The following is a 13,670-nucleotide window of genomic DNA, read 5'->3' as shown; positions in this document are numbered from 1 at the left end:
CCCGGCGCTGCGCGGCTGGGGTCAGCTGGCCGCTTCGGCGCGGTCGATGAAGTCGCTGACCCAGTTCAGCTGGTCAGGCACATTGAGTGCGGGGGCGTGGCCGCAGCCGGCGACCTCAATGACCGAGGTCTGGCCGCGCAGGCCCGGGCCTCGGCGCAGCATCTCAGCGGTGGTCTCGGGCAGCACCAGGTCGGACTCGGCGCCGCGCAGGCACAGCACGGGCAGGTCCAGCGCGTCGTAATGGTCCCATATCAGGTAGTCGTCGGGGTGGTGGGTGAACTGCATCACCATGGCGGGGTCGTAGTGCGGCGTGACCCGGCCGTCCGGCAGGCGGCGGGTGGAGGTCTCGGTCAGGCGCCGCCACTGCGCATCGCTGAGCCAACCATAGGGCTTGTAGACCTGGCGGAAAAAAGCTTCCAGCGCCAGCACCGAGTCAAACACCGGCGGCTGGCCCGCGTAGGAGCGGATGCGCTCGATGGCGGCCTGCGCCAGCTGCGGCGCATTGTCATTGAGCACCAGGCTCTTGAGCCGGCCCTTCAGCCCAGGCTGAACCCGGCCTGCCGCGCAGACCGTGCCGATGGCCCCACCCATGGAGGTGCCCACCCAGTGCACGCGCTGCAAGCCCAGGCCGTCCAGCAGGCCCAGCGCCAGCTGGGCATAGAAGGCCAGGGTGTACTCGCGCTCGGGATCGGGGCTCCACTGGCTCAGGCCGCGCCCCAGGGTGTCGGGGCAGATCACGCGGTAGCGCGCGCTCAGGTGCTGGGCCAGCTCGTCCATGTCACGGCCGGTGCGCGCCAGGCCATGCCAGGCGATCACGGCCGGGGCCTGGGCCGAGCCCCACTCGGTGAAGTGGATTTCACGGCCAGCGCATTGGAGGTAGTGGGAGGACGGGGACATGGGCAGGGTTCCGGTTCAGGCGAAGGCCCGCAGGCCTTCGCGTCGGTCAATGGTCGTGGCGAGGTGACTCAATCGGGAATGGTCACCGTGTTGCCGCTCAGGGCAATGCGGTCCGCCTCGGCTGGCACGGCCTGGGGGGCCGGCACGTTGGCGGCGCTCAGCGCTGGCGCGGCGCCCGCGGTGCCGCCCCGTGGCGTGGTGCGCACCACCTGGGACGGCGGCAGGGCCGTGCCGTTCTTCAGCTTGGCATAGACCGAATCCAACGCCCGGTTCAGGTACAGGTGCAGCGGCACGAAACGGCTGTCGTAACCCGGCAGCACCGTGGGCAGGCCAATGAAGCCATCAAAGTGCTGGGCGTTGGTCACCTCGAGGTAGCTGAGCTGGCTGTTGGCGCCTTCCACCACCTTGTTGAGCGCCAAGTAAGGGCGCGAGGTGTGGTTGACCGGCAGCAGTGGGTCAGAGCGGCCATGCACGATCACGGCAGGCTTGCCACGCAGGTTGCCGCTGCGGCGGGTTTCGTCAATGCCCGCATTGACGCGCTGGGCCGCGGCATCGACGCCGGTGACCAGGCTGCGCAGGCAGCTGGCGCCGTCGATGTTCATGTCCGCCAAGCCCGTGCTGGGCGAGGTCGAGAACAGATCACGCACAGCGCCCGTGGGGGCCTTGTTGTTCACCAGTTGCACGCCGGCCGAAGGGGGCACACCGTTGCCGGTGGCGTACATCGGCGCCAGCGCGGCAGCGCTCATCGCCGTGGGCACGCCCGCCGCCGTGGTGGCGGCAAAGCTGTAGCCGCACAGGTGGTCCTGCACGCCAAAACGGCCCAAGGCGTTGGCAAAGGTCACTGCCACGGCGGGCGCCACTTCAAAACCGGCCAAGGTGGCGATCTGGCTGCCGGCCTCGGGCTCCCAGCCGTAGTCGCGCAGACGCTGCCAGGACTCGCTGGCCTGGGCGGCGGTGGTCGTGGCGTTGAGCAGGCCGCGCGCCTTCAGCGAGCTGCAACGGTTGGTCGCCAGGACGCCGTAGACCGCAGGCAAAGCGTAAGTGGCCTGGAAGGGCGTGCCGACCATCTCGGGGGCGAGCGCGGCGCAGGCCGAGTACAGGTGGGCGTGGGTGGTGAAGTCGAGCAAAGTGCGCGAGTTCACGCCCTGCACTGCCGAGCCGCGCTTGACCACCACATTGGCATTGCGCGGCATTTCGATGGCGGGCTCGCCCACGGCCAGACCGTCGATCAAGCCCTTGCTGTCTTGCTCCAATGCCGCAATGGCTGCGCCGCCGCCGTTGGACACGCTGGAGGCGATCACCAAGGTGTTGTCCGGAAAGAAGGCCCGGCTGCGCTGGCCGCCACCCAGGTCAGCGCCCAGGCGCTGGTTCAGCACATAAAAAGCAAACTCGACCGCTTGCAGGGTGTACTGGCCCCAGTCTTTTTCAGGATTGCGCTGCGAGTGCGCGTGCTTGAAGGCCAGGCGGTTCGGCGTGCTGGCGTTCAGGCTCTGCAGCTCGCTGGCGGACAAGGGCGCCTTGAACTGTGCGCCACTGCCGGCCGCACTGCGGGTGGCCCGGGTGCCATCGATCAGGGGCACGGTGTCGCTGGCCAGGTCATGGCCGGCACTGCCCGTGCCCTTGTCGGTGTAAGCCACGGCACAGCCCTTCTTCAAGCCCCATTCACCGGTGCTGATGGCGCCGTAAACGCCGCGCGAGCCTGAGGACGTGGCCGTCACGATGCAGGGGTTGTCGCGGTCAAAGGTCGCGGGCACCTGCACCACCAACGTGACGTTTTGCAGGCCGCTGCCGTCGTCGCTGAAAGCGGTGTATTCACCGCCTGCGATCAGGCCCTCCCCCGTGGTCACACTGCCGGACGCGGTGACATTGGGCCCATAAAACGTGCCGTAGCCGCCTGCGGCCGTGGTGTCGACCAGCCCCCGGTAGCTGTTGTAGATGGCCGCACGGCGCAGCTCGGCGGCGGTGGGTTGGAGCGGGTTGGCGTAACTGGGCGGCACAGCGCTTTGCAGGCCGCTCTTGCCCAGGCCTGCGCTCAACAAGTCGTTGCTGACGCCGTCGTACTCGACGCTGCTGACCACGCCCAGGAAGCTGGGCTTTTCATTGACTGGACCGTTGCCGTCGCTGCCGCAGGCCGTCAGGCCCAGGGCCATGGCCGAAGCCAGGGCGGTGAGAGGAAATCGCATGGTTTTGTCTCCTGGAAGTTCTTGTCACGACACACTCATCGCGGCCCAGGCCGCCAGGGCCTGGGTCCGGGACACGGACACAGCGCGGGCCGATCGCTCAGTGGCCCGCCGCCTGCTTGTTCTCACGGGCGGCCCGCAGCCGCCCCACCACACCGGTCGGGAAGTAGTACACCGACAGCACAAACAACAAGCCCAGCCAGAGCAGCCAACGGTCGGGCGACAACAGGGACGACAACCAGGGCAGGCTGGCCGTGGCCTCGCTGCCCCAGCGCAGCAAGTCCTGCAGGTAGCTTTGCGCCACCAGGAACAGGGCTGAACCGATGGCCGCGCCGTAAATGGTGCCCATGCCGCCAATCACCACGATCAGCAGCACGTCCAGCATCAGCTCGAAAGACAGCGAGGTGTCCGGCCCGTTGTAGCGCAGCCAAAGCGCCAGCATGGCACCGGCGAGGCAGGCGAACAGCGCCGACAACATGCTCGAGACGGTGCGGAACACCACCACGCGGTAGCCAATCGCCTCGGCGCGGAACTCGTTTTCGCGGATCGCCTGCAGCACGCGGCCAAAAGGCGAGTTGACGATGCGCAGCAAGGCCAGCAGCAGCGTCACCGCGAGCACGAACAAGAGGTAGTAGCAGATCAGCCGGCCATCCAGCGAGACGCCCAGGAAAGGCTCCTCGGCCCACTCGAAGCTGGGCGACAACACCTCGGGCACCTTGAAGGTCAGGCCGTCCTCGCCCCCGGTCAGCTCGGACAGCTGCGAGGCCAGGGTCTGGAAAGCCGAGGCCACGGCCAGCGTGATCATGGCAAAGAAGATGGCGCGCACCCGCAGCGAGAACAGGCCCACCGCCAGCGACAGCAGCAGCGACAGCAAGAGCGAGGCCCCCAGGCCCACGGCCAGCGCCTCCCAGGTCGGCCCCAGGCGCGTGGTGGCAATGGCAATGCCGTAGGCCCCAATGCCAAAGAACATGGTGTGGGCAAAGCTCACGATGCCGGTGTAGCCCAGCAGCAAATCAAAGCTGGCCACCAGCACCACAAACACCAGCACCTTGGCCGCCACATTCAGCGCCTTGATGCCCGGAAAGATGAAGGGCGCGAAGGCCAAGGCCAGCAACAGGCCCAGCAACAGGGCCGCGAGCCACTTGCTGCGCGGCAGGTCGTGCGAAATCAGTCGAGTCAACATGGTCGGGGCCTCAGCGGTTGGTCACCGGGTAGACGCCTTGCGGGCGCCACAGCAGCACCGCCACCATCAGGGCGATGTTGGAGAACAGGGCCAGCTTGGGCAGCAAAAAGCCGGTGTAGTTGGCCATCAAGCCGACCAGCAGCGCGCCAATCAGGGCCCCACCGGTGGAGCCCAGGCCGCCGATGATGATCACGATGAAGATCAGCACATTGACCTGTGCGCCCATCTGCGGCACCACGTTTTGCTGGTACAGGCCCCACATCACGCCGCCCAGGCCGGCCAGCGCACTGCCCACCACGAAGACGCCGACAAACAGGCGCCGGATGCGGTAGCCCAGCGACTCGACCATCTCGCGGTCTTGCACGCCGGCGCGGATCAGCAGGCCAATCTTGGTGCGGTTCAAGGTGTAGGCCAGCACGCCAAACACCAGCAGGCCCACCACCACCGCCACCACGCGGTAGCGCTCGATGGCCGCGTCGCCCCACAGCCAGGCACCGCGCATGCCTTCGGGCAGCGGCAGCGGGATCTGCTGCGGGCCCCAGATCACCTTGATCAGCTCTTCGCCAATGATCATGCCGCCCATGGTGATCAGGATCTGCTTCAGGTGCTGGCCGTACACCGGGCGCACGATGTAGCGCTCAAACGCCAGGCCCAGCGCGCCCGACACCGCCATGGCGATCAGCATGGCCGGGAACACCGCCACCAGGTTGCGCCACAGCTCGGCCGATTGGGTCCAGTCGCTCATCGCGCCCAGCACGCTGGTGGCGACAAAAGCGCCCAGCGCAATGAACACACCGTGGCCAAAGTTCAGCACATCCATCAGCCCGAACACCAGGGTCAGGCCCGAGGCGATGATGAACACAATCATGCCCATGGCCAGGCCGGCCACGGTCAGGGTCAGCCAGGTCGAGCCCGAGCCCACCAGGGGCAAGGCGATCAAGGCCAGCAGCGGCACCAGGGCCAGCGGCTTCCAGTCCAGTTCTTTGAAATTCATAGCGCCAACCCCAGCAGCGAACGCTGCAATGCCTCGTCTTCGGCCAACTCGGCCATGCGCCCGGCATGGACCACGCGGCCGTTGTCCATCACCGCCACGCTGTCACCCAGGCGTTTGGCGAAGTGGATGTTTTGTTCGACCAGCAAAATGGTCACGCCGCTCGCCTTGAGCTGGGCGAAGGCATCGATCATGTTGTTGATCATCACCGGCGCCAGGCCCTTGCTGGGCTCGTCGATGATCAGCAGCTGGCGCGGCTCGACGATGGCGCGCGACACCGCCAACATCTGTTTTTGCCCGCCCGACAGCTTGCCCGCCGGGTGGTTCCAGAACTTCTGCACCGCCGGGAACAGGCCAAAAATCCACTGCAGCCGGGCCTCGTCGATCTGGGCCACGGTGCGCGCCTGGCGCGCCGCCAGCAGCATGTTCTCTTTGACCGTGAGGTCCGCGAAGATGCCCATGTTCTCAGGCACGTAGGCGATGTCCAGGCCTGCGATCTGCGGTGTGTGCAGGCGGCTGATGTCGCGCCCGTCGAATTGCAGGCTGCCTTGCGAGGCCTGCCACAGGCCCATGATGGTGCGCAGCGTGGTGGTCTTGCCCGCGCCGTTGCGCCCCAGCAGCAGGGTCAGTTCGCCGCGCGGCACCACCAGGTCCACGCCGTGCAGGATGTGGTACGCCCCGATGTGGGTGTGCACGCCCTGCAAGGTCAACAGGTTCTTGGAATGGGAGGCGGTGGGACTCATGCCGCCTCCTTGGCCACGCCGAGGTAGGCCTCTTGCACCACGGGCAGGGCAATCACCGTGGCCGGGTCGCCATCGGCCACCAGGGTGCCGTTGTGCAGCACGATGATGCGGTCGGCCAGCTCGCGCACCACGTCCATCTTGTGCTCGACCAGCAGGATGGTCTTGCGCTTGTCTTTTTTCAGCTCGCGGATCAGGTTCAGGATCACCGGCGCCTCGTCGTGGCTCATGCCAGCCGTGGGCTCGTCGAACATGAAGACCTGCGGCTCCAGCGCCATCAACAAGGCCACCTCCAGCTTGCGCTGGTCACCGTGTGGCAGGCTGGCCACCTGCACCGCCTGCTGGTGCTGCATGGCCACGGTGTGCAGGATCTCCAGCGCGCGCTCGGTCAGCGCGCGGTGGTCGCTCCAGATGCTCCACAGGTTCAAACCATGCCAGTGCGCGCCGGAGCGCATGGCCTGCACAGCCAGGCGCACGTTCTCCAGCACGCTCAGGTGCGGAAACAGGTTGGTCAGCTGGAAGGCCCGGCCCAAACCCGCACGGGTGCGCGCCGACACCGGGGCCTGGCTCAAGTCCACCCCGTTGAGGTGGACCGTGCCACTGCTGGCCGGGATCTGGCCCGACACCAGGTTGAAAAACGTGGTTTTGCCCGCCCCATTGGGGCCGACGATGGCGGTCAAGGTGCCGGGTGCGAAACTGCACGAGACGGCATTCACCGCCACGTGTCCGCCAAAGCGGACCGTGAGGTCTTGGGTTTGCAGCATGGAGCGTGGTACCTGAACCCGCCCGGGACGCGGGCGGTGTTGCGGGACAGGGAGGGCGCGGACGGCGGTGCCATGCGCGCAGCGGCTGGTGCCAAGCCCGCCGGGCACCGCCCGGCGAGCTGGCAGAGCGGGTGCTCAGCGCTTGTTGCGGATGGGCACGTTCATTTCTTCGGGCTTGATCTCACGCACCAGCTCGGGCACCCCCCAGGCAAACGCCGGGTCGGCCTTGATCTTGAAGTGGTACATGCTTTGCATGGCCTGGTGGTCTTCAGCACGGAAGGTCATCTTGCCCTTGGGGGTGTCAAAGCTCATGCCTTCCATGGCCTTGATCAGCTTGTTGGTGCCGGTCTCGCCATTGGTCTTCTTGAGCGCGGTCACCACGGCCATGGCCGACGAGAAGCCGCCGGCCGTGAAGAAGTCCGGCGGGGTCTTGAACTGCTTGTAGTGTTGGGCCACCAGCGCTTCATTGACCGGGTTCTTCGGGATGCCAAAGTAGTAGTAGGTCGCGCCTTCCATGCCGGGGAAGTTCTTGTAGGCGGCCATGGCGGGCAGGATGTTGCCGCCGGTGGCGATCTCGATGTTGTAGCGCTTGAGGTCCAGGTCGGCGATCTTGAAGGGGTTGCCCGCGCCGGCCCAGATCACAAAGATCACCTTGCGGCCCGGTTGGTCCTTGAGCTTGTCGATCAGGCGCTGGGCCCCGGCGGTGAAGTCGGTGGTGCTGGTGGGCAGGTACTCTTCGTGCACCAGCTTGGCGTTCTTCAGGGCGTCCTTGAAGGCCTTCACGCCATCGCGGCCAAAGGCATAGTCCTGCGCCAGGGTGGCGATGGTGACGCCGGGCTTGTCGAGGGCCACGGCGTTGGAGATGGCATCTTGCGAGCTGTTGCGGCCGGTGCGGAAGATGTACTTGTTCCACTTGTCACCGGTGATGCTGTCGGCCACGGCGGGCTCGACGATCAGGATCTTTTTGTACTCTTCGGCCACTGGCAGCAGGGCCAGCGCCACGCCCGAGGAGGTCGGGCCCACGGCCAGGTCAGCCTTGTCGTCGGAGTAGGCCGAGGCCAGCAGCGACTTGCCCAGGTCAGGCTTGCCCTGGTCGTCCTTCTCCAGCACCACGATCTTGCGGCCATTGACCGCCATGGTGCCGCCCGTGGCGTACTCCAGGCCCATCAGGAAGCCGGTCTGGGTCTGCTTGCCATAGGCTTCGAGCGGACCGGTCTTGCTGTAAATGTGGGCGATGCGGATGTCGCCCGTCTGGCTCAAGGCCGGGCTGACGCTGAAGGCGCTGCAAACCAGGGCGGCGAGCGCGGGCAGGCCGATGAGAGCACGTCGGTGCATGGAGGTCTCCTGTTGTGTTGGCTATCGAGCACCATCATTGCACAGGGCGTGCCAGGACGAAAAGGCTTGATTTCAAAAGACTTTTTCACACCAGCACATCAATTGACTGAATTTCAGACACATGAAATGCCTGAATTTCAGCCATCTGGATGATTTTCAGACAGCCGCCAATCCACCCACCGGCTTGCACCCAGCGAGCCAGATGTCGAAACCTGAGAACCTGTCGTGGGTCATCCCCCTTGTCAAAATAACTGTATGCAAATACAGTCATTTTCTTCATCACCCCCCAGGACCCCACCACCATGCTCGACCACATGACCTTCCGCGTGACCGATATCCAGCGCGCCAAAGCGTTTTACAGCGCGGCGCTGGCTCCCCTGGACTACAGCCTGTCGTATGAAGGCTTCCATGGCGTGAACATCCTGGGTTTCGGCTACCCGGACGCCGCCGAGCCCACGGGCCAAAAATCCGATGTCTGGTTCATCGATGGCCCCTCCCCTCACGGCGGTCCGCCGGCCACCACAGGCTGCCACCTGGCCTGGCGCGCCAGCAGCCGGGCCCAGGTCGATGCCTTCTACCAAGCCGCCATCGCGGCAGGCGGGCGGGACAACGGCGCCCCCGGCCTGCGCCCGGACTACCACCCCGACTACTACGGCGCCTTTGTGATCGACCCCGAAGGCAACAACATCGAGGCGGTGTGCCACCTGCCAGCCTGAGCCCCGGCCCTCAGCGCCCCTCACCCAGCCGTTCGTAAAGCGTCGCGCGCGAGATCCCCAGCAGGCGCGCCGCCGCCACCTTGTTGCCACGGGTGTGGTGCAGGGCCCGGGCGATGGCTTGCTGCTCCAGCGCGGCCACTTGCTCGGCCAGGGGTTGAATCGCCGCCGCCGCCACATTGGCTGTCAGGCCCACGGGGGCCGTGTGGTCCGCCACCGGTGCAGCGGAGAATGCCATGGCCGGGCCGGGCACGGGCGGAGGCCTGACCGCCAGCACCGGGTCCAGGCCCGAGTCCTGCAACACACCTTGCAGCAAGCCCACATCAATCTGGCCCGATTCGCTGCGCAAAGCGGCCTGCTCCAGCACGTTGCGCAGTTCGCGGATGTTGCCGCGCCAGGGTTGGGCCTGCAGCAAGGCGATGGCCTGTGGCGACAACTCTGGCGGCGCGCTGCTGTTGCGCAAGGCCATGTCCTCGCCCAGCACCTCGACCAGGGCCACGATGTCGCTGACGCGCTCACGCAGCGGTGGCACGCGGATGGGCAGCACGCCCAAGCGGTAATACAAGTCCTCGCGAAAGCGACCTTCGCGCACCAGCGCGGCCAGGTCGCGCGAGGTGGCCGCGATGACCCGCGCATCAAAAGGCAGCAGGCGGTTGCTGCCCAAGGGCTCGATCTCGCCTTCCTGCAGAGCACGCAGCAGCTTGGCCTGCAAATTCAGTGGCATGTCGCCGATCTCATCGAGGAACAAGGTGCCGCCGTCGGCCAGGCGGAACTTGCCCTCACGGCCCTTGCGGTCGGCGCCGGTGTAGGCACCCGGGGCCACGCCGAAGAACTCGGCTTCCAGCAAGGTGTCCGGCACCGCCGCGATGTTGACGCTGACAAAGGGGCCACTGGCGCGCGACGAGGCGGTGTGCAGCGCGTGCGCGAGCAGCTCCTTGCCCGTGCCGGTTTCGCCCAACAACAGCACCGGGCTGGCCGACTGGGCCGCGCGGCGCGCCTGGCGCTTGACCTCGACCGCGGCCGGGCTGGTGCCCACAAAGCTGGCGAAGGTGTATTTGGCGCGGCGCTGGCCGTCGGGCGCGCTGAGCTCGCGCTTGCGCTGCACAGCGAGTTCGCGGCGCGCGTCATCCAGGTCCTGCTGCAAGCGGGCGAACTTGCTGATCAGGGGCTTGAGCGTGGTCTCCGGGTGGTCAAACAGCACGATGCCGATGGCCCCAATCACCGCCCCGCCCTCGTCGCGCAAAGGCAGGCGGCTGACCACAAAAGTGCCGGCCTTGTTGGTCAGCAAGTCGATCATGATGGGCTCGCCGGTCTCCAGCACCCGGCGCATCTGGGTGTTTTGGATCACCTCTTCGACCAGGTGGCCCTGGAACTGGTCAATGGACGAGAACCCCAGCGCGGGCAGAAAGCGCCGATAGCCCTCATTGACCCAGACGATGCGTCCGGTGTGGTCGACCAGGAACATGCCCTGGCTGATGCTGGAAAACAGCTGGAACATCGACCGGGCCGCCAGCGCCAGGATGCTGTCACCGTCCAGGGGCAGCGCCTCATGCCTCGCTGGCGCTGCCGCAGCGCCAGGTTCAGCGCTGAAGTCGGCGGGAGAGGGTTCTGGAACAGAGGGCGCAGGCATGGCCGCGATGGTAGCGCGGCTCAGGGCCCTGCGCCGTGTGTCAAGTCACCAGCGCCGTTGAACCCAGCCCAGGCTCAGAGCCGGGCCAGGGCACGGCGATCGGCCCAGCGCTTGATCAGGCGCGGCAGCACCAGCACCGACACCACCACCACCAGCAGCGTCAGCGACATGGGGCGTTGCAAAAAGATGTCCCAACGCCCTTCGCCGATCGACAGCGCGTTGCGCATCTGCGCTTCGGCCAGGGGGCCCAGGATCATGCCCACCACCACCGGTGCGGTGGGGAAATCAAAGCGGCGCATCACGACCCCCAACAGACCAATGCCGTACAGCAGCACCAGGTCGAAAGCCGACTGGCGCATGCCATAGACCCCCAAGGTGGCAAACACCAGAATGCCTGCGTACAGGTACGGCTTGGGAATGCGCAGCAACTTGACCCACAGGCCCACCAGCGGCAGGTTCAGCACCAGCAGCATGACGTTGCCGATGTACATCGACGCGATCAGCGCCCAGACCAGGCCGGCGTTGGTGTCAAACAATTGCGGGCCCGGCTGGATACCGTAGTTCTGAAAAGCGCCCAGCAAGATCGCCGTGGTGTTGGAAGTCGGGATGCCCAGGGTCAGCAAGGGGATCAGCGTGGCGGTGATGGCCGCGTTGTTGGCCGCCTCGGGACCCGCCACGCCTTCGATGGCGCCCGTGGTGCCAAATTCCTCGGGGTGGCGCGAGAGCTTCTTCTCGGTCGCGTAGCTGAGGAAGGTCGGGATCTCGCTGCCCCCCGCCGGGATGGTGCCGAAAGGAAAGCCGATGAAGGTGGCGCGCAGCCAGGCCGGCCAGGAACGCGCCCACTCGGCCCGCGTCATGTGCGTGCTGGTGAGCTTGTTGCGGGTTTCCTGCACCCGGCCTTCGTACAGCACGTTGTACAGGGCCTCGCCCACGGCGAACAACCCCACCGCGATGAGCACGACCTCGACGCCATCCATCAACTCAGGCACACCCGCGGTGTAGCGGGCCTGGGCCGTGATCTGGTCAATGCCTACCAAGCCCAGGGCCAGGCCGATGAACAAGGCGGTCAGGCCGCGCAAGGTGCTCTTGCCCAGCACCGCGCTCACGGTGGTGAAGGCCAGCACCATCAGCATGAAGTATTCCGGCGGACCCAGCAGCACCGCGTACCGTGCCAACAGCGGGGCAAAAAACGTGACCAGCACGGTCGCGATGGTGCCAGCGACAAAAGAGCCAATGGCCGCCGTGGCCAGTGCCGCGCCCGCGCGGCCGTTCTTGGCCATGCGGTTGCCCTCCATGGCCGTCACCATCGACCCGGCCTCACCGGGGGTGTTGAGCAGGATGGAGGTGGTCGAGCCGCCGTACATGGCGCCGTAATAGATGCCCGCAAAAAAGATCATCGAGGCCGTGGGCTCGACCTGGGTGGTGATGGGCAGCAGCATGGCCACGGCCACCGCCGGACCGATGCCGGGCAGCACGCCCACCGCGGTGCCAATCAGGCAGCCGACAAAAGCCCACAACAAATTGACCGGGGTGGCCGCCGTGGCAAAGCCACTGAGCAAATGGTTCCAGATGTCCATGTTCAAACTCCGCGAGGCCGGCTCACAGCCAGCCGGTACCGGTCAGTCCCGGCAAATTGATGGCCAGCAGCTTGGTGAACATCCAGTACACCGGGGCCGCAATCAACAGGCCGATGCCCGCGTCCTGCAGCAAGGCGCGCAGGCTCAGGTTCAAGCGGCCTTCGGCGCTGCGAAAACCCCGCACCGCCAGCACAAAACACAGGGTGCAACTCAGCACAAAGCCCAAGGTGGTGATCAGCCAAGCATTGAGCAGCAGGGCGGCGCTGACCCAGGCAAAGCCGGCCCAGTGGCCGCGCTCGGCGCCCGAGGCTTCTTCCAGCTGGCGAAAACCACCACTGAGGCTGTGCACCAGCAGGCCCACGCCGCACAGGCCCAAGGCGGCGCTGACGACCCAGGGCAGAAAGTTAGGGCCGACACCGGCGTAACCCGCGTCGGACGAGATACCCGTCGCGCCCCAGGCCAGCAAACAGGCCAACAACAAGACGGCCAGACCCACGGCGGTCTGCAGACGCGGCGAACTGGATGAGTGAGAGGACATGAAGAAAAGGCTCCAACAAAAAGCAGCAGGCAGCACCGCCCCGCCCCGGGCGGCGCCGGGGGCGGATCAGACGAGAAATAGCGCGCCAGCAACCAGGACCGCCCCGACACGGGCCGCCCTGGCGCGGGCTCAGACCATGCCGGACTTGACCATGGTGGCGCGCAGGCTGGCGAACTCTTCGTCGACGAAGTTGCCGAAGGCGTCACCCGTCATCAGGGCGGGGGTCCAGCCGTTCTTTTCCAGCGACTCCTGCCAGCTGCGGTGCTTGGTGGCGCTGACGATCAGATCGATCAAGGCCTGGCGCTGGGCCGGGCTCAAACCCGGCGCGCCGTAGACGCCGCGCCAGTTGCCGATCTCCACCGGGATGCCCTGCTCTTTGAGCGTGGGCACGTCGATGCCCTTGATGCGGCTGCCCGAGGTCACGGCCAGCGGGCGCATCTTGCCGGTCTTGATGTACTCGGCGAATTCGCTGTAACCGCTGCCGCCTACGGTGACGTTGCCGCCCAGCACGGCGGCTGTGGCTTCACCGCCGCCACGGAAGGCCACGTAGTTGATGCGGGAGGGGTCCACGCCCACGGCACGCGCAATCATCGCGGCCGCGATGTGCTCGGTGGAGCCGCGCGAGCCGCCGCCCCACTTGATGCTGCCAGGGTCTTTTTGCAACTGGGCCACCAGCTCCTTCATGGAGTTGAAGGGCGAGTTGGCAGGCAGCACAAACACGTTGTATTCGGTGGTCAAGCGCGCCAGCGGCGTGGCCTGCGACAAGGACACCGGCGGCTTGCCGGTGATGATGCCGCCCAGCATGACCGCGCCCATCACCATCAAGGCATGGGGGTCGCCCTTGCTGGCGTTGACGAACTGCGCCAGGCCGATGGCGCCGGCCGCGCCGCCCTTGTTGTCGTAGCTGACCGCCGCGGCCGCGCCACTGTCTTGCAAGGCCTTGCCCAAGGCTCGGCCCGTGGTGTCCCAGCCGCCGCCCGGGTTGGCGGGCACCAGCATTTTCAGGTTGTTGGCCGCCAGGGCCGTTTGCTGGCTGAGGCCGCCCACCAGGGCCAGACCCAGCAAGGATTGAAGGAAGTCGCTGCGACGCATGGTTGTGTCTCGGTTCTTGTGATGAAAACG

13 protein-coding genes are annotated in these 13,670 nt (G+C 66.4%); 1 reads left to right on the top strand and 12 read right to left on the bottom strand.

The window, feature by feature from the left end:
* Positions 1-21 precede the first annotated feature (21 nt).
* From PSQ39_RS09230 to PSQ39_RS09195, 8 genes are all read right to left on the bottom strand, one after another.
* Positions 22-897, bottom strand: coding sequence for an alpha/beta fold hydrolase (locus tag PSQ39_RS09230; protein ID WP_273926480.1), 876 nt, complete (start codon positions 895-897; stop codon positions 22-24).
* Positions 898-965: 68 nt separating this feature from the next.
* Positions 966-3,080 carry a D-(-)-3-hydroxybutyrate oligomer hydrolase gene (locus PSQ39_RS09225; RefSeq protein WP_273926479.1) on the bottom strand — a complete coding sequence of 705 codons (2,115 nt, stop codon included), beginning with the start codon at positions 3,078-3,080 and terminating at the stop codon, positions 966-968.
* A 97-nt stretch (positions 3,081-3,177) separates the two neighbouring features.
* The gene (locus tag PSQ39_RS09220) at positions 3,178-4,260 is read right to left on the bottom strand and encodes a branched-chain amino acid ABC transporter permease (protein ID WP_273926478.1); all 1,083 of its coding nucleotides are present in this window, start codon (positions 4,258-4,260) and stop codon (positions 3,178-3,180) included.
* A 10-nt stretch (positions 4,261-4,270) separates the two neighbouring features.
* Entirely contained in the window at positions 4,271-5,254 is a 984-nt protein-coding gene (locus PSQ39_RS09215; protein WP_273926477.1) for a branched-chain amino acid ABC transporter permease, read from the bottom strand.
* Positions 5,251-5,994 (bottom strand): ABC transporter ATP-binding protein, encoded by a 744-nt coding sequence (locus PSQ39_RS09210; protein ID WP_273926476.1) that lies wholly within the window; start codon positions 5,992-5,994, stop codon positions 5,251-5,253. Before PSQ39_RS09210 ends, PSQ39_RS09215 begins: the two co-directional genes overlap by 4 nt.
* Complete coding sequence (locus PSQ39_RS09205; protein WP_273926475.1) at positions 5,991-6,755, bottom strand: ABC transporter ATP-binding protein; 765 nt, start codon at positions 6,753-6,755, stop codon at positions 5,991-5,993. Before PSQ39_RS09205 ends, PSQ39_RS09210 begins: the two co-directional genes overlap by 4 nt.
* 135 nt (positions 6,756-6,890) lie before the next feature.
* Positions 6,891-8,090 carry a substrate-binding domain-containing protein gene (locus PSQ39_RS09200; protein WP_273926474.1) on the bottom strand — a complete coding sequence of 400 codons (1,200 nt, stop codon included), beginning with the start codon at positions 8,088-8,090 and terminating at the stop codon, positions 6,891-6,893.
* 85 nt (positions 8,091-8,175) lie between these two features.
* The gene (locus tag PSQ39_RS09195) at positions 8,176-8,370 is read right to left on the bottom strand and encodes a hypothetical protein (RefSeq protein WP_273926473.1); all 195 of its coding nucleotides are present in this window, start codon (positions 8,368-8,370) and stop codon (positions 8,176-8,178) included.
* 22 nt (positions 8,371-8,392) lie between these two features.
* Between PSQ39_RS09195 and PSQ39_RS09190 the strand changes: the two genes are divergently transcribed.
* Positions 8,393-8,806 (top strand): VOC family protein, encoded by a 414-nt coding sequence (locus PSQ39_RS09190; RefSeq protein ID WP_273926472.1) that lies wholly within the window; start codon positions 8,393-8,395, stop codon positions 8,804-8,806.
* Between the two features lie 10 nt (positions 8,807-8,816).
* Here the strand turns inward: PSQ39_RS09190 and PSQ39_RS09185 are convergent, their stop codons facing one another.
* From PSQ39_RS09185 to PSQ39_RS09170, 4 genes are all read right to left on the bottom strand, one after another.
* Positions 8,817-10,433, bottom strand: a complete 1,617-nt coding sequence (locus PSQ39_RS09185) for a sigma-54 interaction domain-containing protein (protein ID WP_273926471.1) — start codon at positions 10,431-10,433, stop codon at positions 8,817-8,819.
* A gap of 74 nt (positions 10,434-10,507) precedes the next feature.
* On the bottom strand, positions 10,508-12,010 hold the full coding sequence (locus PSQ39_RS09180) for a tripartite tricarboxylate transporter permease (RefSeq protein WP_273926470.1): 1,503 nt from the start codon (positions 12,008-12,010) through the stop codon (positions 10,508-10,510).
* A gap of 22 nt (positions 12,011-12,032) precedes the next feature.
* Positions 12,033-12,548, bottom strand: coding sequence for a tripartite tricarboxylate transporter TctB family protein (locus tag PSQ39_RS09175; protein WP_273926469.1), 516 nt, complete (start codon positions 12,546-12,548; stop codon positions 12,033-12,035).
* A 129-nt stretch (positions 12,549-12,677) separates the two neighbouring features.
* The gene (locus PSQ39_RS09170; protein WP_273926468.1) at positions 12,678-13,640 is read right to left on the bottom strand and encodes a Bug family tripartite tricarboxylate transporter substrate binding protein; all 963 of its coding nucleotides are present in this window, start codon (positions 13,638-13,640) and stop codon (positions 12,678-12,680) included.
* Positions 13,641-13,670: the final 30 nt, after the last annotated feature.

This window comes from Curvibacter microcysteis, from assembly GCF_028649455.1.
GTDB classification, from domain to species: domain Bacteria; phylum Pseudomonadota; class Gammaproteobacteria; order Burkholderiales; family Burkholderiaceae_C; genus Curvibacter; species Curvibacter microcysteis.
This window is presented reverse-complemented; position numbering and strand designations above follow the sequence as displayed.

Excerpts from the sequence above, each read along its gene's own strand:
- PSQ39_RS09175 (WP_273926469.1), bottom strand. The coding sequence starts at position 12,548 with ATGTCCTCTCACTCATCCAGTTCGCCGCGTCTGCAGACCGCCGTGGGT.
- PSQ39_RS09205 (WP_273926475.1), bottom strand. The coding sequence starts at position 6,755 with ATGCTGCAAACCCAAGACCTCACGGTCCGCTTTGGCGGACACGTGGCG.
- PSQ39_RS09200 (WP_273926474.1), bottom strand. The coding sequence starts at position 8,090 with ATGCACCGACGTGCTCTCATCGGCCTGCCCGCGCTCGCCGCCCTGGTT.
- PSQ39_RS09185 (WP_273926471.1), bottom strand. The coding sequence starts at position 10,433 with ATGCCTGCGCCCTCTGTTCCAGAACCCTCTCCCGCCGACTTCAGCGCT.
- PSQ39_RS09230 (WP_273926480.1), bottom strand. The coding sequence starts at position 897 with ATGTCCCCGTCCTCCCACTACCTCCAATGCGCTGGCCGTGAAATCCAC.
- PSQ39_RS09210 (WP_273926476.1), bottom strand. The coding sequence starts at position 5,994 with ATGAGTCCCACCGCCTCCCATTCCAAGAACCTGTTGACCTTGCAGGGC.
- PSQ39_RS09225 (WP_273926479.1), bottom strand. The coding sequence starts at position 3,080 with ATGCGATTTCCTCTCACCGCCCTGGCTTCGGCCATGGCCCTGGGCCTG.
- PSQ39_RS09220 (WP_273926478.1), bottom strand. The coding sequence starts at position 4,260 with ATGTTGACTCGACTGATTTCGCACGACCTGCCGCGCAGCAAGTGGCTC.
- PSQ39_RS09195 (WP_273926473.1), bottom strand. The coding sequence starts at position 8,370 with ATGAAGAAAATGACTGTATTTGCATACAGTTATTTTGACAAGGGGGAT.
- PSQ39_RS09190 (WP_273926472.1), top strand. The coding sequence starts at position 8,393 with ATGCTCGACCACATGACCTTCCGCGTGACCGATATCCAGCGCGCCAAA.
- PSQ39_RS09180 (WP_273926470.1), bottom strand. The coding sequence starts at position 12,010 with ATGGACATCTGGAACCATTTGCTCAGTGGCTTTGCCACGGCGGCCACC.
- PSQ39_RS09170 (WP_273926468.1), bottom strand. The coding sequence starts at position 13,640 with ATGCGTCGCAGCGACTTCCTTCAATCCTTGCTGGGTCTGGCCCTGGTG.
- PSQ39_RS09215 (WP_273926477.1), bottom strand. The coding sequence starts at position 5,254 with ATGAATTTCAAAGAACTGGACTGGAAGCCGCTGGCCCTGGTGCCGCTG.